Here is a 20715-nt window from a genome sequence, read left to right on the forward strand (position 1 = left end):
ACGGCTTTCCATTTGTTAGACCATTCGAAAATAAATTCAAAATGAAATTACATACATTAAAACCAGCTGAGGGTTCCATTAAGTCCCGAAAAAGGATTGGCCGAGGTCAGGGATCCGGCAGAGGTGGAACGTCTACAAGAGGGCATAAAGGTGCCAAATCCAGGTCTGGCTACAAATCCAAATTGGGTTTTGAAGGCGGTCAAATGCCCTTGCAACGAAGGGTTCCTAAATTCGGTTTTACGAGTCATAACCGGGTGGAATACCAGGCGATCAACCTGGATACCCTGCAGGAACTGGTGACCAATCTAAAGGTGGACAGCATTGATTTTGATTTGCTGCACCAAAATGGGCTGGTTTCTAAAAAAGATCTTGTAAAAGTCCTCGGAAGGGGCGAACTTACTTCCAAAATTAACGTAAGTGCCCACAGTTTCTCTGCCTCCGCGATTGCTGCGATTGAAAAGGCCGGAGGATCTGTTAATAAGATTTAATTCATGAAAAAGTTTATTACAACAGTAAAGAACATCTTTTCGATAGAGGATTTAAGAATCAGAATCCTGAATACCGTAGGCTTGCTTATTGTGTTCAGGATTGGGTCCTTTGTAGTCCTTCCTGGCGTGGATCCGAGTCTTCTTGGAGAAGCGGCAACGGGTATTTTCGGATTGATTGATACCTTTTTGGGTGGTTCTTTCAGTAGGGCTTCCATATTTGGCTTGGGTATTATGCCCTATATATCTGCCTCAATTGTACTACAATTGTTGACTGTTGGTGTACCTTATTTTCAGAAATTACAAAAAGAAGGGGAATCAGGTCGCAAACGGATTAATCAAATCACCCGGGTGTTGACCATTGTGATCACCTTTGCCCAGGGTATTGGCTATATCACAGCCACTATTCCTGATGAGGCCATTGTCATCAATAAGACCCTTTTCATGACTTCCGGATTGATTCTGTTGACATCCGGTACCATGTTTTGTATGTGGATCGGTGAGAAAATCACCGAAAAAGGTATTGGAAATGGTATTTCTATGTTGATTATGATCGGAATTATTTCCGCCTTACCAGGAGCCATTATTTCTGAAAGTTTATCCAAAGGTGGTGGCGGTATTCTATTGCTTATCCTGGAAGCCGTGATCTTATTCTTTGTGGTAGTAGGGGTAGTAGCCCTGACGGAAGCTGTTAGGAGAATACCGGTGCAATATGCCAAGCAGGTAGTAGGCGGAAAAGTATACGGTGGACAACGGCAATATATTCCGATTAAGGTTAACGCCTCCGGAGTAATGCCGATAATATTTGCACAATCTTTAATGTTTTTGCCAGCATTGATCGCTCAGATTTGGGCGGATAACAGCGATATCGCTGCCTATATTGGAACCACTTTTAGTGATTTTACTTCCTGGCAGTATAATCTGGTGTTTGCCCTTATGATCATTTTGTTCACCTTTTTCTATACAGCCATTACCGTCAACCCGGAACAGATAGCTGAAGATATGAAAAGGAACGGGGGATTTGTACCTGGTATCAAACCTGGTGCGCCTACCTCTGAGTTTATTGATAATATCATTTCAAGGATCACCCTTCCCGGATCTATTTTATTAGCACTGGTAGCGATCATGCCTGCCTTTGCCATTATTGCCGGTGTAAGTGGTGAGTTTGCTCAATTTTATGGGGGAACTTCCTTGTTGATCATGGTAGGAGTTATTTTGGATACACTTCGTCAGATTGAGAGTTATTTGCTGATGAGGCATTACGAGGGGATGATGAAAAGTGGAAATATGAAAAATGACCCTTCCAGTTTCGCTGTAGCTTAACGATGATACAGTTCAAGTCTGAAGAAGAAATTGAAATAATCAAAGAAAGTGCGCAAATCCTGGGAAAAGCCCACGGAGAAGTTGCCAGACATGTGAAAGAAGGGGTAAAGACCTCTTTTTTAGATAAAATTGCTGAGGAGTTTATACGGGATCATGATGGAGTTCCTTCCTTTAAAGGATACAATGGATTTCCTTCTTCCCTGTGTATATCTGTGAATGAAGTAGTTGTTCATGGATTTCCCAGTCAGTATCAATTGAAAGATGGCGATATAATCTCGATAGATTGTGGAGTCTTTCACCAAGGTTTTCATAGCGATTCCGCTTATACTTACCCTGTTGGTGAAGTCTCCCCAAAAATTCAAGCCCTTTTAAAAGCTACTGAAGAATCGCTCTATCAGGGGATAGAGAACGCTGTTTTTGGTAAGCGTGTAGGTGATATAGGCAATTCCATTCAAAAGTTTATCGAAGCAAAAGGGTATACTGTAGTAAGAGAGTTGGTAGGTCATGGTTTGGGCCGGCAACTACACGAGGCTCCCGAAGTACCGAACTGGGGAAAAAGGGGCAGCGGGGCCAAGCTGCGAGAAGGAATGGTGATTGCAATTGAGCCCATGGTAAATCTGGGTACGCGCAATGTGGTTCAAGAAAGGGATGGCTGGACCATCCGCACAGCGGATCGGAAGCCCTCGGCTCATTTTGAGCATACGGTCGCTATTTTTGAGGATAAAACAGAGATATTGACCACACATAGGTACATAAAAGAGAATTTTAAAAGTTAACTATGGCTAAGCAGGCATCAATAGAACAGGACGGCACCATCGTTGAAGCATTGTCTAATGCAATGTTTAAGGTGGAGCTTGAAAATGGACATCAATTAATTGCACATATTTCCGGTAAAATGAGGATGAATTATATCAAGATTTTACCGGGGGACAAAGTGAAATTGGAAATGTCGCCTTATGATCTTTCCAAAGGAAGGATTGTTTACCGTTATAAGTAAAATAGTGGTATGGTTTCCATTGGGATTAGAATTTAAAGAAAATAATTAGTGATATGAAAGTTAAAGCATCAATTAAAAAAAGGAGCGTTGACTGTAAAGTAATCCGGAGAAACGGGAAGCTCTATGTGATCAACAAGAAGAATCCAAAGTTTAAACAAAGACAAGGTTAATTACTATGGCTAGAATTGCAGGTGTCGATATACCCGACAATAAACGTGGCGAAATAGGCCTTACCTATATATTTGGTATCGGCAGGAGTACAGCAAGGGCCATCCTTATCAAAGCTGGCATTTCTTTAGATAAGAAAGCAGGGGAGTGGGATGATGACGAATCTACTGCCATCAGGAATATTATTGCTGAGGAGTACAAGACAGAAGGTGTACTTAAATCTGAAGTGCAGTTAAGTATTAAGCGGTTAATGGACATTGGTTGTTACAGGGGCTTGCGTCACCGGAAGGGGTTACCCGTCCGTGGACAAAAAACCAAGAACAACGCCAGGACCAGAAAAGGTAAGAGGAAAACTGTTGCCAACAAGAAGAAAGCGACTAAATAAATCCTGACATAGATTATGGCTCAGAAAAGAAACGAAAAGACCAAAGCTAAAAAGCGGGTTGTTAAAGTAGAAGCAGTGGGTCAGGCCCATATCAAAGCTTCGTTTAATAATATTATCATTTCCATTACCAATAATTCAGGACAAGTGATTTCCTGGGCATCTGCTGGTAAAATGGGATTCAGAGGTTCTAAAAAGAATACGCCTTATGCGGCTCAAATGGCTGCTCAAAACTGCGGACAGGTTGCCTACGATCTCGGTTTGAGAAAGATTGAGGTATTTGTAAAGGGTCCGGGAGCGGGCAGGGAATCTGCCATTAGAACCTTGCAAAACGTGGGGTTGGATGTGACTACCATTACCGATGTGACTCCATTGCCACACAATGGTTGTCGCCCTCCAAAACGCAGAAGAGTTTAATTTAAAGAAAAAATACGCATGGCTAGATATAGAGGTCCAAAAGCAAAAATTGCCAGAAAATTTGGCGAGCCCATTGAAGGACAAAGCAAAGTGCTTCAGAAGAAAAACTATCCTCCCGGAATGCACGGAAGAGGAAGAAGAAAGAAGCAGTCCGAATTTGCCATTCAGTTGATGGAGAAGCAAAAAGCCAAATACATTTACGGTGTATTGGAAAGGCAATTTGCACGTATGTTTAATATTGCCTCCAGAAAAAAAGGGGTAACCGGTGAAAATCTCCTCCAACTTTTGGAAGCCCGATTGGATAATACCGTTTACCGTTTGGGAATCGCTCCCACCAGAAGAGGTGCTCGTCAATTGGTATCCCACAAGCACATCCTTGTCAATGGTAACCTGGTAAATATTCCATCATTTTTATTGAAACCCGGAGACGTAGTGTCTGTTCGGGAGAAATCTAAATCCCTGGAAGCTATTACCGAAAGCCTTAGAGGAAGAGGAACGACCAGGTATAGCTGGTTGGAATGGGATAATGGATCCCTCAGCGGGAAATTTGTCAGTATTCCACTAAGGGAAGATATTCCGGAGAACATCAAGGAGCAGCTGATCGTTGAATTGTACTCTAAGTAATCATTAACATTCCAAAAAAAGAATTAAAGATATGTCCATATTAGCATTTCAAATGCCAGAGAAAGTGGTAATGGAAAAAGCAGATGATTTTCATGGTCTGTTTACCTTCAAACCACTTGAAAAAGGATACGGGGTAACCATTGGCAATGCCCTAAGAAGGATTCTTTTGTCTTCGCTGGAAGGGTATGCCATTACTGCTGTCAAATTACCAGGGGTAGTTCATGAGTTTTCCAGCATAGAGGGAGTGGTAGAAGATGTTACTGACATCATACTTAATCTAAAGCAGGTCAGGTTTAAAAAGATCCACGATGCCATTGATAATAAAATCACGGTAGAGGTTAAAAATCAGGATGTTTTTACGGCTGGCGATATTGCTAAATTCACCACTTCTTTTGAGGTGTTGAACCCTGAATTGGTGATTTGTCACCTTGATGATTCCAAGAGTCTGGAGATTGAGCTTAGTGTCGATAAAGGCAGGGGATACTTGCCCGCAGAGGAGTCCAAGCCCAAAGAGCAAATTTACGGTACCATTTCAGTAGACGCGATTTTCACGCCTATCAAAAATGTAAAATACCGGATTGAAAATACCCGGGTGGAACAAAAGACTGATTATGAGCAACTCATAATGGAGGTGTCTACGGATGGATCCATTCACCCGGAAAAAGCACTTCAGGAGTCGGCTAAGATTTTGATTCAGCATTTCATGTTGTTTTCTGATCAAACCATGGTTATTGATGCCCCTGGAAGTGGTGCTATTGAGCCAATTGATGAAGAATACCTGCACATGCGGAAGTTGCTGAAAACTTCACTGAGTGATTTGGACCTGTCTGTCCGGGCTTTTAATTGCCTGAAAGCAGCAGATGTCAAAACCCTTGGTGACCTGGCCAAGCTGGAAATTTCAGATATGATGAAGTTCCGCAATTTCGGTAAAAAATCCCTGGCTGAATTAGAGCAATTGATTCAGGAAAAAGGTCTGACATTTGGCATGGACCTGTCTAAGTATAAACTTGATGAAGAATAATTAATAATGAGACACGGTAAGAAATTTAACCATCTAGGTAGAACCGCCTCGCATAGGAAGGCCATGCTTTCGAATATGGCGCAGTCTCTCTTGGAACACAAGCGGATCAGTACCACACTTGCCAAAGCCAAGGAGCTGAGGAAATACATAGAACCCCTGATCACCAAAGCCAAAATGGATACCACTCACAACCGAAGGGTTGCTTTTGGTTACCTGAAAAATAAAGAAGCGATTAAACTTCTTTTTGGAGAGGTGGTAGAAAAAGTAGGAAATCGTCCGGGAGGATATACACGAATTATCAAAACCGGCTATCGACTGGGAGATAATGCGGAAATGTGTATCATCGAATTGGTAGACTACAACGAATTGCTGTTGAAAGACGATAAACCTGCTAAAAAATCCGGTAGAAGGAGAAGTAGAAGGGGTTCTGGAAAGAGCAGTGAATCCGAAGAATCTGCCAGTAATGTGCAGGCATCCGATAAAGCGGAAAACGAGGCAACAGAAACGAAGGAAAGCCCCAAGGCAGCAACAGATGAAGAATCTGATTCTTCTGATGCCACTGCTGAGACCTCCGCAGAAGAGCCGAAGGCTTCCACTGAGCAAGAGGACGCAGCAGAAAAAGAGGATGACAAAAAGGATGGCGATAAAAAGTCTGAGTAAGGTATGTCGCTTTTGTAAAGATAAAATCAGGGATTGGCCGTTTGGTTCAATCCCTTTTTTTATATCCTTTTCTTTGAATGCTTTCTACTACTTAGAAAATTCTTAAATTTGCCTATCAAAAATAGCTATGAACAGAAAAAAAGCCACCCTTCTTTTAGCAGATGGAACGGCCTTCACGGGAAGCCTGGTAGGTAGCCATGGCACCAACGGCGGGGAAATCTGCTTCAATACCGGAATGACCGGGTATCAGGAGATATACACGGATCCTTCCTATACCGGACAAATCATCGTCAACACCACTCCTCATATTGGAAATTACGGAGTGGTGGAGGAGGATCAGCAGTCCGAGCGTCCCTTGATTTCCGGGATTGTCGTCAATGATTTTTCCGAAATTTATAGCCGGTTGGATGCTTCGGAGTCCCTTCAGGAGTACCTGGAAAGGCATGGCATTACCGGGATAGCGGATGTGGATACCCGGAAACTTGTACGGCACATCCGTTCCAAAGGAGCCATGAATGCCATTATCAGTTCTGAATTTGACGATCTGGATCAGTTAAAAGCCGAGCTGGACAAAGTACCGGACATGAACGGCCTGGAATTGTCCTCAACCGTTTCTACTAGCGAACCCTATTATTACGGAGATGAAAACGCCTCCATCAGGGTGGCCTGTGTGGATTATGGTATCAAAAGGAACATTCTACGATGCCTGGCTGATCGGGGGGTCTATTGCAAAGTATTTCCAGCAAAGACTACTTTTTCCGACATGGAAACATGGAATCCGGATGCTTATTTTCTTTCCAATGGCCCCGGAGATCCGGCGGTAATGGAGTATGCCGTCACTACCACCAAGGAAATCTTGAAACAGGACAAGCCCCTATTTGGAATTTGCCTGGGACACCAAATTTTGGCGAGAGCCTGTGATATTTCCACCTATAAAATGCACCACGGGCATAGAGGGCTTAACCATCCCATCAAAAACCTGCTGACTGGAAAGAGTGAAATCACCTCTCAGAATCATGGTTTTGTGGTGACTCGGGAAGATATCGACAAAAACGATCAACTAGAAATTACTCACTTGCACCTAAATGACGGGACGGTAGCCGGCATTAAGTTGAAACATAAAAGGGCTTTTTCTGTACAGTACCATCCGGAGAGTGCTCCCGGACCGCACGATTCCCGGTATTTATTTGAACAATTTATTTCCCTAATTCAGAACTAAATCATTAACCTTATTTTGTTATGACATTGATACAATCCATTCACGCAAGACAAATTTTAGATTCCCGGGGCAATCCCACGGTAGAAGTAGATGTATTTACTGATAACGGTGCTTTTGGTAGGGCGGCTGTTCCCAGCGGTGCATCTACCGGTGTTCACGAAGCAGTAGAGCTGAGAGATGGGGACAAAAGTGTATACATGGGCAAAGGAGTGCTTAAGGCCGTTGCCAATGTAAACGACCTAATCGCTCCCGAATTAATTGGTTTTGACGTCTTTGAACAAAACCAAATTGACCAGATCATGCTTAGCCTGGATGGTACCAAAAATAAATCCAAACTGGGAGCAAATGCCATTCTTGGGGTTTCCCTTGCCGTGGCTAAAGCGGCAGCCATGGAGTCAGGACAACCTTTATACCGCTACATCGGAGGCGTTAATGCCAATACCCTGCCCGTACCGATGATGAACATTCTGAATGGTGGTTCGCATGCAGATAATGGCATCGATTTTCAGGAGTTTATGGTAATGCCCGCTGGCGCTCCTACGTTTTCTGAGTCCCTTCGGATGGGAGCACAGATCTTTCATGAATTGAAGGCTGTCCTAAAGAGCAAAGGACTCTCTACCAATGTGGGCGATGAAGGAGGTTTTGCTCCGGATCTTAAGAATAACGTAGAGGCCATTGAAGTGGTCTTGCAGGCCATTGAAAAAGCCGGTTTCCGTCCGGGTGAAGATGTGTTCATTGCCATGGATCCAGCCTCTTCTGAATTCTATGACGAGGAAAAGGGATTGTATGTATTTAAAAAATCTACCGGTGATGAACTGACTTCCGAACAAATGGCCAACTACTGGACCGAATGGGTAAATAAATATCCGATCAAATCCATAGAAGATGGCATGCAGGAAGACGATTGGAAGGGTTGGAAAATGATGACCGAGGCCGTAGGAGATAAAATCCAGATTGTAGGAGACGATCTGTTTGTGACCAACGTAGAACGATTGCAAAAAGGAATTGACGAGAATATTGCCAATGCCTTGCTTGTAAAAGTAAACCAGATCGGGTCGCTTACCGAAACTATCAATGCGGTGGATTTATGTCACCGAAATAAGTATAAGTCAGTCATGTCTCACCGGTCCGGAGAGACAGAAGATTCCACCATTGCGGATCTGGCGGTAGCATTGAATACCGGACAGATCAAAACCGGTTCGGCTTCCCGTTCCGACAGGATGGCCAAATACAATCAATTACTTAGAATTGAAGAACAACTTGGTGATTCAGCCTATTACCCAGGGTTGAAATTTTAAGGCAAGACCTTTAGTTGGTAATGTCTAAAATACCATTCGTAAAAAAAACCCTTTTGAGGCCCTGGCTTTAAAAGGGTTTTTTTATTTAACGAAAGCGCATTCGTTTTTCTTCAGCATTTTAGCAGGGGAATTACTTCTACTTGGTTTTTTGAAAAAGTTATTGGTTTTTAATTCCCAAATACTTAGGTTTATTACAGTATGGGAATAAAGAAACGGGTTGCCATCTTTTTATTAGGGCTGTTTATGGCTGGATTACCGATGGCCTTTCCTCTAATGGCCCAAGAGATTACCGTAAAAGGAAGGGTGGTGGATAAGGAATCAAAGGTACCCCTGCCCTTTGTTACGATATTTGTTAATAATACGGCAGAAGGTACGGTGGCCAATGAAGAGGGACAGTTTGAACTCAGCATGGCTGCCGGACAGCATGAACTGGTTCTTTCTTTAGTGGGATATGAAAACCTGGTTTTTGCGGATAATTTCTCCGGCGATCTTCCCCGGTTTGTTTTTCAGATGGCCCAAAGTCCAATCGACCTGAATGAGTTACAGGTGGATGGCGAAAGAAGCAGCGAATGGTATGAAAATTTAAGGATTTTTGAATACCATTTTTTAGGGAATAGCAGGTATGCCTTGAGCTGCAAAATTATCAATCCGGAGGTTTTGGTGATTGACTTTGACGAGTCTGTATTAAAAGTTCACAGTACTGATTTTTTAACTATAGAAAACCACCAACTGGGATACCGCATCGATTACCTGTTGACTTCCTTTGAATTGGACACCGACGAGAAAAAATTCCATTACCTTGGCTATCCCAGGTACACGGAAATGGAAGGCGGAAGAATGAAAAAACGAAGGTGGGAAAAAAACAGGGCTTCGGTCTACCAGGGTTCCTGGTTGCATTTTAAGCGAAGTATCAGAGACGGCACTACTAGTGAGGCTGGTTTTGAAGTCAGAAAAATGAAGCTGGTACCCAACCCGGATCGGCCTTCCGAAAGGGTACTACTCGAGGCAAAACAGCAACTGGAAATCACCAAAGATTTAGCATTCAGCATTTTTAGGGACTCTCTTTCACGGATTGTAGAAAAAGAATCACTCCCGAAAATAATCCCTAAAGTAGATACAGTGCTTTTGAAGGAAAACGATTACAGCCAGGTCGTTGATGGAGAGGTTACCTTGGAGTTTGAAGATTTTTTGGAAATCACATATGCCAAAGGGAAGGTAAGCCGGGAGTACATCAATTCGTTTGTACCAGGACAAGCTCCGAAGTCCCCATACCCAATTTCAATAATGAGCCAAACAGCCCCAGTTTTGATCTATCCTACCGGTTTGGAGTCCAATCCACTTTCCCTGTATCTGGAAGGGTATTGGAGCTGGCAGAAAATGGGTGATGCATTACCCATTGATTATGAATTTATCAAATAAAAAGGTTAACCGATTAGCCGTTTTTGGAAGGTTGGTATTAGTTTTCCTATATTTGGAGAAACATACAGGAAGACAATGGCGAAATACCTTAAGTACACCAAAAACTTCTACTTCGTTTTTACCGTTTTATTCATTGTCTGGATGGTTTTGATTGACAGCAACGACATCATCAGCCATTTCAAGTTACGTTCCAAGCTTAGCGATTTGAAAGATCAAAAGGCCTATTACCAGGAGCGAAAAGAAAAAATTCAGGCAGAGAGAGAAGCGTTGCTGAGCAATTTCGAACTGCTGGAAAAGTTTGCTCGGGAGCGCTATTTGATGAAACGGAAAACAGAAGACCTCTATGTTATTGTGGAAGAGTAAACGTTTGTTATTACTGGGTGTCATTTTTTGCCTGACTTATTTTTCTTCATCTACGATAGGAACCGTTCTTGCACAACGCGTTATCTACCCCGAAGATAACCCACCCCTGGAAGAACGGATGTATTTTGGGGGCAATGGAAGTCTTCAGTTTGGTACCGTTACTTTCGTTGAAGTTTCTCCCCTGGCAGGTGTGATGATAACGGAAAGGTATTCGGTGGGCCTGGGAGCGACCTATCAGTATTTGAATAATCGGTTTTATCAGAATGGTCAGGCCCATATTTATGGAGGAAGGATATTCAACAGGTTTAATGTACTCCCAAAATTTTTCCTGCATGCCGAATACGAGGCACTCAATGTGGAAGTGGAAAATGTAAATCCCAACACCAACGAAGTGTTTATTACCCGCGATTGGGTGCCCGGTATGATGGGAGGAGTAGGTTATTTCACGCCTTTTGGAGATAGAGGCGGGATGAACTTTATGTTATTGTATAATTTTACCTACGACAACAGAAGATCGCCATATAATGAACCATATGTTATAAGAGTGGGTTTTGTATTCTAAAGCTATCTGAAGCATGGATTCATTTATAGACCGCTTACACCAAGCCCATAACCACTGTCCGGAATGCCCCTCCCCCAAAGTAATCAACCGGTTCTTTGATGAAATACTGGGAATGCTTTTTCCAGAGCATGCTCATGAAGTCTATCGGGAGCGGGGAAATCTGGAATCGAAATTTCTTGATTTGAAGGTACAACTTCGAAAAATTCTGAAAAATAATGTGGAACTTCACGGTGGAGATGGTGAAAAACTTGCCGACTTATTTTTTGATCGATTAGAGGGAGAAGTGTTTGAAAGGGTACATGAAGACCTTCATGCGATGTTTGAGGGCGACCCTGCAGCCAAGTCCAAAACAGAAATCATCCGCTGCTATCCCGGCTTTTATGCGATTGCTGCCTATCGAGTTGCTCACTTGCTACATCGGTTAGGCATCGCTTTGATTCCAAGAATGATTACCGAATATGCGCATGGCAAAACCGGAGTCGACATACATCCCGGAGCCAAAATTGGCAGGTTTTTCTGCATAGACCATGCGACGGGTATTGTCATCGGGGAAACCACCCTGGTGGGAGATCGGGTTAAGATCTATCAGGGAGTAACCCTGGGCGCATTAAGTGTCAATAAGGAAGATGCAGATAAAAAGCGCCACCCAACCATTGAAGACGATGTGGTTATTTATGCCGGGGCCACCATCCTGGGAGGAGATACGGTCATTGGAAAAGGAAGTGTGGTCGGAGGCAATGTGTGGCTTACCAAGAGCATTCCGCCAAAAAGTAAGATTTATTACCAAACTAAGATATACGACGGGTCTTCCAATCTTACAGATTTTTATGTATTGAAAAGTGATGCCTGAACATCCTATTTATGAAGTTATTTGAGCTAATCGGGAACACACCATTAATAAAATTAGAAAACATCCCGGTGAATCCAGGGGTAACGATTTACTGTAAACTTGAAGGGCAAAACCCCGGCGGTTCTGTTAAAGACCGTGCGGCCTATTTTATGATCCGGGCCGCCCTGGACAGGGGAGAGATCAGCAGTGGCTCCAAACTCGTCGAAGCCACATCTGGAAATACGGGTATAGCCCTGGCCATGGTAGCCAACCTGTTGGGGGTCAAAATGACCTTAGTGATGCCGGATAATTCCACAAAAGAGCGAATACTTTCTATGAAGGCCTATGGGGCAGAACTGATACTTACCCCTGCTGAGAAAACCATTGAATATGCCCGGACCTTAGCGGAAGAAATGGCAGCCAAGGAGGGATATTTTATGTTAAACCAATTTTCAAACCCGGACAATTACCGGGCACATTATCAAACCACCGGTCCGGAAATCTATCAGGATACGAATGGAAAAATCACGCATTTTGTCTCCGCAATGGGTACTACCGGAACCATCATGGGAGTCTCGAGGTATCTTAAGGAAAAAAATCCGGAAATTCAGATCGTGGGTACCCAACCCACAGATGGGTCCAGTATTCCCGGAATACGGAGATGGTCACCTGAATTTTTACCGAAAATTTTTGAACCGGACCGGGTAGATCAGGTGATCGATGTGAGTCAGGATCAAGCTACTGAGATGACCAGGCGAATGGCCAGGGAAGAAGGCATCCTTGCCGGGATGAGCAGTGGGGGAGCACTACACGCTGCCATAAAGCTGTCTCAAACACTAAAGGAAGGAGTGATTGTTTGCATTACCTGTGACCGGGGAGACCGGTATCTGAGCTCAGATTTATTTGGCTAAAACCCGTCAATGAAGGATTTATTTATAGGTTACCGCTAAATTCTGGTAATCGGAAGGGTAAGCAACTCGAAAACGGCCAGCCCTCAGAAATTCCTTGGCCAAATCTTTCGAATCTACTATCTTTCTGACTATGAAAAACTATGCCGAAATTAAGACTGCCTGCCAGTCAAATTCAGATTTCACTTCCGAAATACTGGATGATTTTTTACTGCATTATGCAGCAGATAAAGATAAACTGGGGAAAGAAGTAGATCAAAGGTTGAAAACCTACCGTCATGTCATTCAAGGTATGGACAAAGCCTGGGTTAATTTGATTAAGTCCCAGTATATCATGCACCGGGTATTCAAAAAAGGCGGCCTGATCCATAAATATCTAAAACATGCCGCCCTTGCCCGCCTACCTGAGCAGGGCCGAAAGTGGCTCGAAGAACAAGCAGCCGAGCCTTGGAAATTCAGTTTTTCCAGAATAGTAGAAAGCCCGGATGCTGATTTTTATACCATGGAAGATCTTTTTACCGGAGAGCAGTATTTACTTTATTCAACCGGAGTTTCCCGCATTTTGCAACAAGGAGAGGTCGTGTCCTGGTTTAACCTGATCGGGTATAATGGGGACTGTTGGCAGGCTTTTGGTCCCATCTCCGCTTATAGGAGTTTTGCCATGGACGATATCTTTTTCTTTGCTACGGAATTAAATCCCCGCATTACTTCTGATGAGGAATTGATGGCCGATGTTTCTAAAAACCCGGTCCCCTACATGATGTTATATTGCCGTTCAAACTACCCCTTGACGGTACACGACGAAGAAGTGCTTGAATTAATAATTACCGAGATCGACGACTTGGATTTGGCTTTGGATAAGCTGGATGAGGATTTTGAAATGGACCAAGTACAGTCTGTTTATCAATTGCGGTTGAAAAATTGGGAAAATAAGCCCCATTTTGCCGTGGCTTATTATGATAGCAAGGAGCAGTTTTTGCAAGTAACAGCCATGACTCAAAAGGGATATGCCAAATTGGTCGCTGCTTTTCAAAAACAGGGTATACAGGTATCCGACTTCGCAGATATCTACGTACGTCCATCCATGCTGACGGCAGCCAGAGAGATCCTGAAAAGGCCTATTGAACTCCTACCGTTGGAACTGCTCTTTGAAAAAGAGGTGGATCCGCAAACGGAGGAAGAATTGGATAAAATCAATCAATTTTTAGCTTTGGCAATGCCCGATATGAATTCGGGTAAGGAACCGGATTTGGAAGCCCTTGCCGCCCAGGTTGGGCTGGATCTGGAAGCTAACCGGGAAACATTGCAAGGGATTTTCGACGAGGTCCGTAAAAAGCAAAAAAAATGAAAATCTTCACTAGAAGCTTCCATCGATAACTATGCCCATGCGCTTGTAAAAACCTATCAGCCTAAAATGTAAATGGCAGGGGGTGTATGGATCCGTTCTTAAAATGAGTATGGGCCTGATGAGGCAGCAGTGTTTTTTATTTGATCCTGGTTTTCTATTGCTCAGAATAATCGAAAAAAAATTCCTTTTTTGATTACGCCAAACTATCTTACCAATTCAAAAACAAAGACCCATGAATAACAGAAGATCTTTTTTAATCAAAACTGCTCTAGGAATCGTAGGAGTAGGTGTTTCACCAGCCTGGCTTCAGGGTGCGCCGGCGATCATCAGGAATTACAATAAGCCGAATTCAAAAATTAACGGGGTACAGGTTGGCTGTATTACCTATTCGTTCCGTTCGATGGCTGATCAAAGTGCAGAAGCTACGCTTAATTATGTTACCGAAAGTGGGATCAACGCCATTGAGCTCATGGGTGGACCCGCCGAGAGCTTTGCGGGCATGCCGGAGTCCACGATTGACAGAAGGAAGTTTTACCAGCTTATGGGCAAGCAACGCAGGGGCGAAACGTTAAGCACGGATGAAAACAAGGAATTGGAGGAACTGCAAAAGGAATCGGAGGCTTATGGGAAACTGGTGTCCGATTGGCGGTCCAAGACTGATTTTAAGGCCTTCGAGCAATTTAGGAAAATGTATAAAGATGCCGGTGTCAGCATTTATGCGTTTAAGCCTGCTGCCTTCGGAAAAGGGAATTCCGACGCTGAAATCGCTTATGGAATGAAAGCTGCCAAAGCCCTGGGGGCTTCGCATGTGACGCTGGAACATCCCTCCGATGATGCGCATACCCAGAAGTTAGGAAAGATGGGAGAAACACATCGGATGTCTGTAGGCTATCATGGGCACGAACAGCAAACCTTCGATTTTTGGGATACTGCGCTCGCCCAAAGCCCGGCGAACGGGTTGAATTTTGATGCCGGCCACTACATTGCCGCCGGCCATACGGATATCATGGAATTGCTCAAAAAACAGCACAAGCGAATCCTGAGCATGCATACCAAAGACCGGCAGACCCCTGCCAATGGAAAGGGAAACCTGCCCTGGGGCCAAGGGGACACGCCGCTCAAGGAAATTTTACATCTGATCAGGGATGAGAAGTTTCGTTTTCCCGCAACCATTGAATTGGAGTATCAGGTTCCGGAAGGTTCCGATGCGGTGAAAGAAGTGCAAAATTGCCTGGAACATTGTCGCAAATTATTGGTGTAAGTTGCCCAGGGATAATGGCAGCCTACCCTTGGATCACTTTTTTTATTATAAGCGATCATTCTATTTCCGGTATTCATTTGCCGGATGCCCAGTAAATGCTTTGTGCCAGTAGTTTTCGGTACATGGGATGAGAAAACACCTCTGGCCCGTGCCCCGGCTGAATATAGACGGAACGGGTGTGACGGGAGGGCTGTTGGGTCCAGGCTAAAATGGGCATGCTACCTGGATGCTTGGTGGAAAGCAGCGGATTGACCGTTTCTGAAATCCATACGTTACCATAGATTTCGTCATAAATGTCAAAATCCTTGATCCCATTTAGAATGTCGTTCCTTCTGTTTACAATGCGGGCTTTAAAGCCAACTTCATGCTTATAATTGGATTGAATGGCCGGATCGCCTTCATTTTCTATATAGCGCCCGCCCAGGATGTCTCGATAGAAGTCCCAATTCTGGTAAGATACAATCGCATGGTGAAGAAAAACGAGTCCAATACCCTTTTGGACCAATTTTTCAAAGCCTTCTTTTTCTTCCGGAGAAATGTCCTGGATCATGTCGTAAAATACCAGTACGTCGAATTCCCCATGGTGCTTCTCTAAAAAGTATTGGCGTGCTTCGGGATGAGCCATTTCGGTATAGCGAATCCCTGGCAGGGCATCCATCATTTCGAAAAAGGCAGGTCGATTAAAACCATGTCCACCCGTCAGTACCAGCACCGATAAATCCTGTGAGAGGGATAAATGCGTCAAAAGAAAGGTAAGGGCTAGTGTCGGAAGGGTGGCTTTCATTTCGTAGGATTTAGTTTGGGTTCAGAAGTATTATTTTCCAGCATGCACTTAAGCAGGTTTCTCACCCTGGTCCGAAGTGTTTTCGGTTTGAGAATCACTACCAGATCGGCCATGCAGATGATCCAGCGGGCAAAACCTTCCAGACTTCCCGTCATAAAGGTTAGTTCTACCTTGTCGCCTTTTTCTTCCTGTAGGACAAATCCATAATTGTATTTTTGGGTTCGTAGGAATTTCAAATTACGGGAAGCGATTCGAATAACAACCTGAGTTAGGTCTTCTTTTTCCGCCATTTTTTCTAAAAAACGCTTCAGGGAAGGGTGGTGCATCGTAAACGTTTGATCCGTTATCCGGATGGAATTGATTCGGTCGAGCCTGAATGTTCGGTAATCCTGCCTCCATTTGCAAAAGGCAATGAGGTACCATTGTTCGAAGGAGTTATACAAACCGATAGGTTCCACTTCCCGGGAACTGGTTTCCTCCTTTATAAAAGTGGTGTAGTCAAGTTGCAGGGCCTGTTGCGTAGAAAGTCCGTCTAAAATGGACTGCATGACCCCTTCTTTTCCGTCGGCATGTAAGTTGTTATTTCGAAACACGGCGATTTGTTCATCGAGGTTTTCCATCAAAGTCTTTTCATTTTCCTTTAAGACCGCCTTGATTTTGACAAGCGCCGATTGGAAATGATTGCCACTCTCTTTGTCTGTATGCTTGGCCAGAATTTTCTCTGCAACCAGCAGAGAAAGCGCTTCTTCCCTGGAAAAACTTACGGGGGGTAACCGGTATCCCTCCACCAGCGTATAACCCCGGCCCGCCTCACCCGAAATGGGGATTCCGGCTACCTCCAGCGATTTGATGTCTCGGTATACCGTTCGTAGACTAATGCAAAACCGATCGGCAATCTCCTGCGCCCGTACCTGCCGCTTACTTTGCAACTGAGTGAGAATAGCCGTAAGTCTGTCTAGTCGGTTCATTTGCTTTAGGGAAGTAGTAAAAATAGGCAAATTAAAGATAAAATTTTTTATTGATTTAGGCTAAATTCTCCACTAGCTACTGACATAGGGTTGTCACTGCCTGCTTTTACCTTTGAACCAAACAAGCATGAATAACCTCTAAAAAAAAGCACCATGAACACCAAAACTGAAGCCATCGTTATCAATCCGGTCCAATTGAAGGAGCATTGGCAAGGTCACCGTAAACTAACCCGCAGGGTAATCGACGCTTTTCCTGAGAAGCAGTTATTTCATTTCACCCTTGGAGAAATGCGCCCCTTTGGCCCGATGGTCGAGGAATTAATCGCCATCGCCGGACCGGGAGTAAAAGGCCTGGCAACGGGAGAATGGAACAAACTGGATGAAAACCTCAATATGGGAGAGGATAAAGAGAAACTCCTGGAGGTTTGGGATCAGACTACGGAGGAAATTGAGCGTTGGTTTCCCCAAATTGATCCGGAGAAATTTCAAGAAAAAGTAATTGCTTTTGATCAGTATGAGGACAAAGCCTACTGCACCTTGTTTTATTTTATCGATAATGAAATTCATCACCGGGGCCAAGGGTATGTGTACCTGCGTGCGCTGGGGATCGTTCCTCCTAATTTTTGGGAACGGTAATCCGGGGTTCAGTGAATCACCAGGTCGGTTTTAGCAGTAGTGAACCTGGGCAAGAAAAAGCCCGAAGTTTTCAAAGCTTCGGGCTTTTTCTTATTCTGCATTGATCCAGTTTTCCACCTCTTCCTTGGTGGGGTTTGACGCGTTTAGTTTTAGTTTTTTCCGTTTTCCGCAAACATCGTTAAAAAACTTGTTTGGGTTTTGTGCCCTGAGCTGTTCCATGGTGTGAATATTCAATTCACGTATAACCGGAATAAGCTCCACAGGGATTCCTACCCTTATGAAGTCCTCATCGGTAGCGACCTTCACTTTCTTTTCAGGCTTCATTTGAGGAAAAAACAAAACCTCCTGTATGGTGCTTTTATTCGTCAGGAGCATGCAAAGCCGATCAATACCGATGCCAAGCCCCGAAGTTGGAGGCATGCCGTATTCCAATGACCGGAGAAAATCTTCATCCATGGCCATGGCTTCGTCATCACCTCTTTCAGCCAGTTTGAGTTGTTCTTCGAATCGCTCCCGCTGATCGATCGGGTCATTCAGCTCGGTATAGGCATTAGCGATTTCCTTTCCGTTGACAAAAAGCTCAAAACGCTCCACCAACCCTGGTTTATCCCGATGCTTTTTAGCCAATGGGGTCATTTCTATCGGATAGTCTGTGATGTAGGTGGGCTGTATCAGGTGGTCTTCCACTTTTTCACCAAAAATCTCATCGATGAGTTTTCCTTTTCCCATGCTGTCATCCACTTCAATTTCCAGGTCAGCGCAGACTTTTCGTAAACCGGTCTCGTCCATGCTACTGACATCTATGCCCGTGTATTCCTGGATGGCTTCGAACATGGAAAGCCGTCTGTAGGGACCCGCAAATTCAATGACCTGATCTCCGACTTTTGCCTGTGTGGTACCCAATACATTTTTAGCAATCTGCCCGAGGAGTTCTTCCACCATTTCCATCATCCATACGTAATCCTTGTAGGCCACGTAGATTTCCATGGAAGTAAACTCCGGGTTGTGGGTCCGGTCCATCCCCTCGTTCCGAAACATTTTCCCTATTTCGTATACCCCTTCGAAGCCCCCAACGATCAAACGCTTTAGGTAAAGCTCGTTGGCAATTCGTAAAAACAAGGGGATATCCAATGCATTATGATGGGTATCAAAGGGTTTTGCGGCTGCTCCGCCATGAACTTGCTGAAGAATAGGCGTTTCTACTTCCAGCCAGCCATGGTCATCAAAAAACCTGCGCATAGAAGAGATTACCCTGGACCGTGTGAAAAACGTAGCTTTTACCTCCGGATTGACGATCAGGTCTACATAGCGCTGCCGGTACCGGAGTTCCGGATCGGTGAAGCCATCGTACACATTGCCTTCATCATCCCTTTTTACCACCGGTAGGGGTTTTACGGATTTGGACAATAAGGTAAATTCCTGAACGTGGAGGGAAATTTCCCCCGTTTGCGTGGTGAAAATAAATCCTTTGAGACCTATAAAATCTCCGATTCCCAACAGCTTTTTAAAAACGGTATTGTAAAGGGTTTTGTCCTCTTCGGGACAAATATCGTCTCTTCGCACATAAATCTGCAGCCTGCCGGAGCTATCCTGAATCTCTGCAAAACTTGCCGAGCCCATAATGCGTCTGCTCATGAGCCTTCCGGCGATGCTGATATTCTTATAGTCGTTTTTACGGTTTTCGTAGTTTTTATGAATATCAGCCGAGCTGGCATTGATGGGGTAGGAAAGGGCGGGGTAGGGGTCGATGCCCAGTTGTAATAACGCCTCTCTGTCTTTTCTTCGTTCTATCTCCTGTTCGTTCAGTAATTGCATGTGTGTAAAGATGGTTATGCTATCGTTGGAAGTTTGGGCAGGCTTTTTCGCCTCCGCAATTCTTGATTTATTCGTTCTAGTTCCTTGCTGGCTTGTCCGGAGATTCCTGAATTTTCATCCACTCTTCGAGACAGGTAGGGAAGTACCTCTTTTATAGGGCCGTAAGGCAGGTATTTAACCACATTAAAGCCCGCTTTAGCCAGGTTAAAGGAAATGGGATCGCTCATGCCATACAGTTGTGAGAAGTAGATTCGTTCATCGGATCGGGAAAGCCCGTGTAGGTCGACCAATTCCGCCAGCAAAGTATTGCTCCATTCATTATGCGAACCGCTGACCAATGAGACTCGTTGTTTATTGTCGATGCAAAACTTAAGCGCCTCATTGTACGCGTCGTCCGTGGCCTCTTTGGTGGGGTGGATGGGATCCTCTTCCCCTCTTTGTTCGGCATTCGCCCTTTCTTTTTCCATATAGGCACCCCTTACCAGTTTGGCTCCCAGGAAATACCCCTGGGCCACCGCGTCATGTCGCGCATCTTTGAGCCTGCGCAACATGTCCTTACGGTACATCTGGAAGGTATTGAATACGATGGACCCTTCCTTGTTGTGCGTTCTCATGGCCTCCTGTACCCACTGGTCGATTATTTCCTGAAACCAGCTTTCTTCTCCGTCTACCAATAGCCTTACCTTTTGTTGAGCAGCTTGATCGCATAGGCGCATGAACCTTTCCCTGGCACTAAGGAAGGATTGCTTCTCAGATTCCGATAGTTGCTTTTGCTCCTGTACCTTTTGCAGCAGTTCTGTATCGGCGATTCCCGAAACCTTGAAAACGGCAAAGGCAAGGTGGGGGTTTTTTCCGGCTTCCGATATGGTTCGTTCGATTTCTTCAGCGGCTGCCATTAGTTTTGCTTCCTCCTTTTTTCCTTCTACCGAGTAGTCCAGTACGGACTTCACTCCAAACTTATCCAGCGATGCCATGACCGGTCGGCAGGAAGCAATGGTCTCTCCCCCGCAAAACTGATAAAAGACGATTTTTTTGATAAACCCTTTCACCGGCAAGCCCAGCGTAAAGGCCAGGTTGCTCAACCAAAGACCCGTTTTTATCCATACAGGATAATGCATCAATCGAAACAAGTTTTGCGTTTTTTTCAGTTCTTTGTCCGAAAGGTGGGCAAAGGCGGTCTCCAGGTTATCTAAAGAAAAGGCAGGTTTTTTATCCATAATAAGCGGCA

Annotated in this window: 24 protein-coding genes; 20 read left to right on the forward strand and 4 right to left on the reverse strand. The window is 44.4% G+C overall.

Features of this window, described 5'->3' with window-relative positions; translation table 11 throughout:
• The first annotated feature begins 41 nt into the window (after positions 1–41).
• The 19 genes from rplO (at position 42) to GJQ68_RS12940 (ending at position 15284) form a co-directional block, all read left to right on the forward strand.
• The gene (rplO, locus tag GJQ68_RS12850) at positions 42–488 is read left to right on the forward strand and encodes a 50S ribosomal protein L15 (protein ID WP_162417668.1); all 447 of its coding nucleotides are present in this window, start codon (positions 42–44) and stop codon (positions 486–488) included.
• Between the two features lie 3 nt (positions 489–491).
• A complete protein-coding gene (secY, locus tag GJQ68_RS12855; protein ID WP_162417669.1) occupies positions 492–1808 on the forward strand; it encodes a preprotein translocase subunit SecY in 1317 nt (438 codons plus the stop codon).
• Between the two features lie 2 nt (positions 1809–1810).
• Positions 1811–2584, forward strand: coding sequence for a type I methionyl aminopeptidase (map, locus tag GJQ68_RS12860; protein WP_162417670.1), 774 nt, complete (start codon positions 1811–1813; stop codon positions 2582–2584).
• Positions 2585–2586: 2 nt separating this feature from the next.
• Complete coding sequence (gene infA / locus GJQ68_RS12865) at positions 2587–2805, forward strand: translation initiation factor IF-1 (protein WP_073095415.1); 219 nt, start codon at positions 2587–2589, stop codon at positions 2803–2805.
• A 53-nt stretch (positions 2806–2858) separates the two neighbouring features.
• Positions 2859–2975: a 50S ribosomal protein L36 gene (rpmJ, locus tag GJQ68_RS12870; protein ID WP_014772314.1), complete on the forward strand. Its 117-nt coding sequence runs from the start codon at positions 2859–2861 to the stop codon at positions 2973–2975.
• A gap of 5 nt (positions 2976–2980) precedes the next feature.
• Positions 2981–3358 (forward strand): 30S ribosomal protein S13, encoded by a 378-nt coding sequence (gene rpsM, locus GJQ68_RS12875; RefSeq protein WP_162341814.1) that lies wholly within the window; start codon positions 2981–2983, stop codon positions 3356–3358.
• A 15-nt stretch (positions 3359–3373) separates the two neighbouring features.
• A complete protein-coding gene (gene rpsK / locus GJQ68_RS12880) occupies positions 3374–3772 on the forward strand; it encodes a 30S ribosomal protein S11 (RefSeq protein WP_014020645.1) in 399 nt (132 codons plus the stop codon).
• 18 nt (positions 3773–3790) lie between these two features.
• A complete protein-coding gene (gene rpsD, locus GJQ68_RS12885) occupies positions 3791–4396 on the forward strand; it encodes a 30S ribosomal protein S4 (RefSeq protein WP_162417671.1) in 606 nt (201 codons plus the stop codon).
• Between the two features lie 31 nt (positions 4397–4427).
• Complete coding sequence (locus GJQ68_RS12890; RefSeq protein WP_162341818.1) at positions 4428–5417, forward strand: DNA-directed RNA polymerase subunit alpha; 990 nt, start codon at positions 4428–4430, stop codon at positions 5415–5417.
• 6 nt (positions 5418–5423) lie between these two features.
• On the forward strand, positions 5424–6077 hold the full coding sequence (gene rplQ / locus GJQ68_RS12895; RefSeq protein ID WP_162417672.1) for a 50S ribosomal protein L17: 654 nt from the start codon (positions 5424–5426) through the stop codon (positions 6075–6077).
• Between the two features lie 127 nt (positions 6078–6204).
• On the forward strand, positions 6205–7296 hold the full coding sequence (gene carA / locus GJQ68_RS12900) for a glutamine-hydrolyzing carbamoyl-phosphate synthase small subunit (protein WP_162417673.1): 1092 nt from the start codon (positions 6205–6207) through the stop codon (positions 7294–7296).
• A gap of 20 nt (positions 7297–7316) precedes the next feature.
• Positions 7317–8594, forward strand: coding sequence for a phosphopyruvate hydratase (eno, locus tag GJQ68_RS12905; protein WP_162417674.1), 1278 nt, complete (start codon positions 7317–7319; stop codon positions 8592–8594).
• A gap of 243 nt (positions 8595–8837) precedes the next feature.
• Positions 8838–10013, forward strand: a complete 1176-nt coding sequence (locus GJQ68_RS12910) for a carboxypeptidase-like regulatory domain-containing protein (protein ID WP_162417675.1) — start codon at positions 8838–8840, stop codon at positions 10011–10013.
• A gap of 75 nt (positions 10014–10088) precedes the next feature.
• A complete protein-coding gene (locus GJQ68_RS12915; protein ID WP_162417676.1) occupies positions 10089–10376 on the forward strand; it encodes an FtsB family cell division protein in 288 nt (95 codons plus the stop codon).
• The gene (locus tag GJQ68_RS12920; RefSeq protein WP_162417677.1) at positions 10357–10938 is read left to right on the forward strand and encodes a hypothetical protein; all 582 of its coding nucleotides are present in this window, start codon (positions 10357–10359) and stop codon (positions 10936–10938) included. The genes GJQ68_RS12915 and GJQ68_RS12920 overlap by 20 nt, the downstream gene beginning before the upstream one ends.
• Before the next feature lie 13 nt (positions 10939–10951).
• Complete coding sequence (locus tag GJQ68_RS12925; protein WP_162417678.1) at positions 10952–11788, forward strand: serine O-acetyltransferase; 837 nt, start codon at positions 10952–10954, stop codon at positions 11786–11788.
• Between the two features lie 11 nt (positions 11789–11799).
• Entirely contained in the window at positions 11800–12678 is an 879-nt protein-coding gene (gene cysM / locus GJQ68_RS12930) for a cysteine synthase CysM (protein ID WP_162417679.1), read from the forward strand.
• Positions 12679–12808: 130 nt separating this feature from the next.
• Positions 12809–14023, forward strand: a complete 1215-nt coding sequence (locus GJQ68_RS12935) for a hypothetical protein (RefSeq protein ID WP_162417680.1) — start codon at positions 12809–12811, stop codon at positions 14021–14023.
• A 232-nt stretch (positions 14024–14255) separates the two neighbouring features.
• Positions 14256–15284: a sugar phosphate isomerase/epimerase family protein gene (locus GJQ68_RS12940; RefSeq protein WP_162417681.1), complete on the forward strand. Its 1029-nt coding sequence runs from the start codon at positions 14256–14258 to the stop codon at positions 15282–15284.
• 73 nt (positions 15285–15357) lie between these two features.
• On the opposite strand, the gene GJQ68_RS12945 is transcribed toward GJQ68_RS12940, so the two are convergent.
• On the reverse strand, positions 15358–16068 hold the full coding sequence (locus GJQ68_RS12945; protein WP_162417682.1) for a ThuA domain-containing protein: 711 nt from the start codon (positions 16066–16068) through the stop codon (positions 15358–15360).
• Positions 16065–17036, reverse strand: a complete 972-nt coding sequence (locus GJQ68_RS12950) for a helix-turn-helix transcriptional regulator (protein WP_162417683.1) — start codon at positions 17034–17036, stop codon at positions 16065–16067. The genes GJQ68_RS12945 and GJQ68_RS12950 overlap by 4 nt, the downstream gene beginning before the upstream one ends.
• A gap of 153 nt (positions 17037–17189) precedes the next feature.
• On the opposite strand from GJQ68_RS12950, the gene GJQ68_RS12955 reads away from it, so the two are divergent.
• Positions 17190–17672, forward strand: coding sequence for a DinB family protein (locus GJQ68_RS12955; RefSeq protein WP_162417684.1), 483 nt, complete (start codon positions 17190–17192; stop codon positions 17670–17672).
• Between the two features lie 90 nt (positions 17673–17762).
• Here the strand turns inward: GJQ68_RS12955 and lysS are convergent, their stop codons facing one another.
• Together lysS and GJQ68_RS12965 are read right to left on the reverse strand one after the other, a co-directional pair.
• On the reverse strand, positions 17763–19487 hold the full coding sequence (lysS, locus tag GJQ68_RS12960; protein WP_162417685.1) for a lysine--tRNA ligase: 1725 nt from the start codon (positions 19485–19487) through the stop codon (positions 17763–17765).
• 14 nt (positions 19488–19501) lie between these two features.
• Positions 19502–20704, reverse strand: coding sequence for a proline dehydrogenase family protein (locus tag GJQ68_RS12965; protein WP_162417686.1), 1203 nt, complete (start codon positions 20702–20704; stop codon positions 19502–19504).
• Positions 20705–20715: the final 11 nt, after the last annotated feature.

It is taken from the genome of Cyclobacterium roseum, from assembly GCF_010119225.1.
GTDB lineage: Bacteria > Bacteroidota > Bacteroidia > Cytophagales > Cyclobacteriaceae > Cyclobacterium > Cyclobacterium roseum.

What these genes read in the sequence shown, in the direction of transcription:
- GJQ68_RS12925 (WP_162417678.1), top strand. Translation starts at nt 10,952, where the DNA reads ATGGATTCATTTATAGACCGCTTACACCAAGCCCATAACCACTGTCCG.
- GJQ68_RS12965 (WP_162417686.1), bottom strand. Translation starts at nt 20,704, where the DNA reads ATGGATAAAAAACCTGCCTTTTCTTTAGATAACCTGGAGACCGCCTTT.
- GJQ68_RS12935 (WP_162417680.1), top strand. Translation starts at nt 12,809, where the DNA reads ATGAAAAACTATGCCGAAATTAAGACTGCCTGCCAGTCAAATTCAGAT.
- GJQ68_RS12910 (WP_162417675.1), top strand. Translation starts at nt 8,838, where the DNA reads ATGGCTGGATTACCGATGGCCTTTCCTCTAATGGCCCAAGAGATTACC.
- cysM (WP_162417679.1), top strand. Translation starts at nt 11,800, where the DNA reads ATGAAGTTATTTGAGCTAATCGGGAACACACCATTAATAAAATTAGAA.
- GJQ68_RS12955 (WP_162417684.1), top strand. Translation starts at nt 17,190, where the DNA reads ATGAACACCAAAACTGAAGCCATCGTTATCAATCCGGTCCAATTGAAG.
- map (WP_162417670.1), top strand. Translation starts at nt 1,811, where the DNA reads ATGATACAGTTCAAGTCTGAAGAAGAAATTGAAATAATCAAAGAAAGT.
- rpsK (WP_014020645.1), top strand. Translation starts at nt 3,374, where the DNA reads ATGGCTCAGAAAAGAAACGAAAAGACCAAAGCTAAAAAGCGGGTTGTT.
- GJQ68_RS12945 (WP_162417682.1), bottom strand. Translation starts at nt 16,068, where the DNA reads ATGAAAGCCACCCTTCCGACACTAGCCCTTACCTTTCTTTTGACGCAT.
- GJQ68_RS12940 (WP_162417681.1), top strand. Translation starts at nt 14,256, where the DNA reads ATGAATAACAGAAGATCTTTTTTAATCAAAACTGCTCTAGGAATCGTA.
- lysS (WP_162417685.1), bottom strand. Translation starts at nt 19,487, where the DNA reads ATGCAATTACTGAACGAACAGGAGATAGAACGAAGAAAAGACAGAGAG.
- infA (WP_073095415.1), top strand. Translation starts at nt 2,587, where the DNA reads ATGGCTAAGCAGGCATCAATAGAACAGGACGGCACCATCGTTGAAGCA.
- rplO (WP_162417668.1), top strand. Translation starts at nt 42, where the DNA reads ATGAAATTACATACATTAAAACCAGCTGAGGGTTCCATTAAGTCCCGA.
- rplQ (WP_162417672.1), top strand. Translation starts at nt 5,424, where the DNA reads ATGAGACACGGTAAGAAATTTAACCATCTAGGTAGAACCGCCTCGCAT.
- rpsD (WP_162417671.1), top strand. Translation starts at nt 3,791, where the DNA reads ATGGCTAGATATAGAGGTCCAAAAGCAAAAATTGCCAGAAAATTTGGC.
- secY (WP_162417669.1), top strand. Translation starts at nt 492, where the DNA reads ATGAAAAAGTTTATTACAACAGTAAAGAACATCTTTTCGATAGAGGAT.
- carA (WP_162417673.1), top strand. Translation starts at nt 6,205, where the DNA reads ATGAACAGAAAAAAAGCCACCCTTCTTTTAGCAGATGGAACGGCCTTC.
- GJQ68_RS12950 (WP_162417683.1), bottom strand. Translation starts at nt 17,036, where the DNA reads ATGAACCGACTAGACAGACTTACGGCTATTCTCACTCAGTTGCAAAGT.
- rpsM (WP_162341814.1), top strand. Translation starts at nt 2,981, where the DNA reads ATGGCTAGAATTGCAGGTGTCGATATACCCGACAATAAACGTGGCGAA.
- GJQ68_RS12915 (WP_162417676.1), top strand. Translation starts at nt 10,089, where the DNA reads ATGGCGAAATACCTTAAGTACACCAAAAACTTCTACTTCGTTTTTACC.
- GJQ68_RS12920 (WP_162417677.1), top strand. Translation starts at nt 10,357, where the DNA reads ATGTTATTGTGGAAGAGTAAACGTTTGTTATTACTGGGTGTCATTTTT.
- rpmJ (WP_014772314.1), top strand. Translation starts at nt 2,859, where the DNA reads ATGAAAGTTAAAGCATCAATTAAAAAAAGGAGCGTTGACTGTAAAGTA.
- eno (WP_162417674.1), top strand. Translation starts at nt 7,317, where the DNA reads ATGACATTGATACAATCCATTCACGCAAGACAAATTTTAGATTCCCGG.
- GJQ68_RS12890 (WP_162341818.1), top strand. Translation starts at nt 4,428, where the DNA reads ATGTCCATATTAGCATTTCAAATGCCAGAGAAAGTGGTAATGGAAAAA.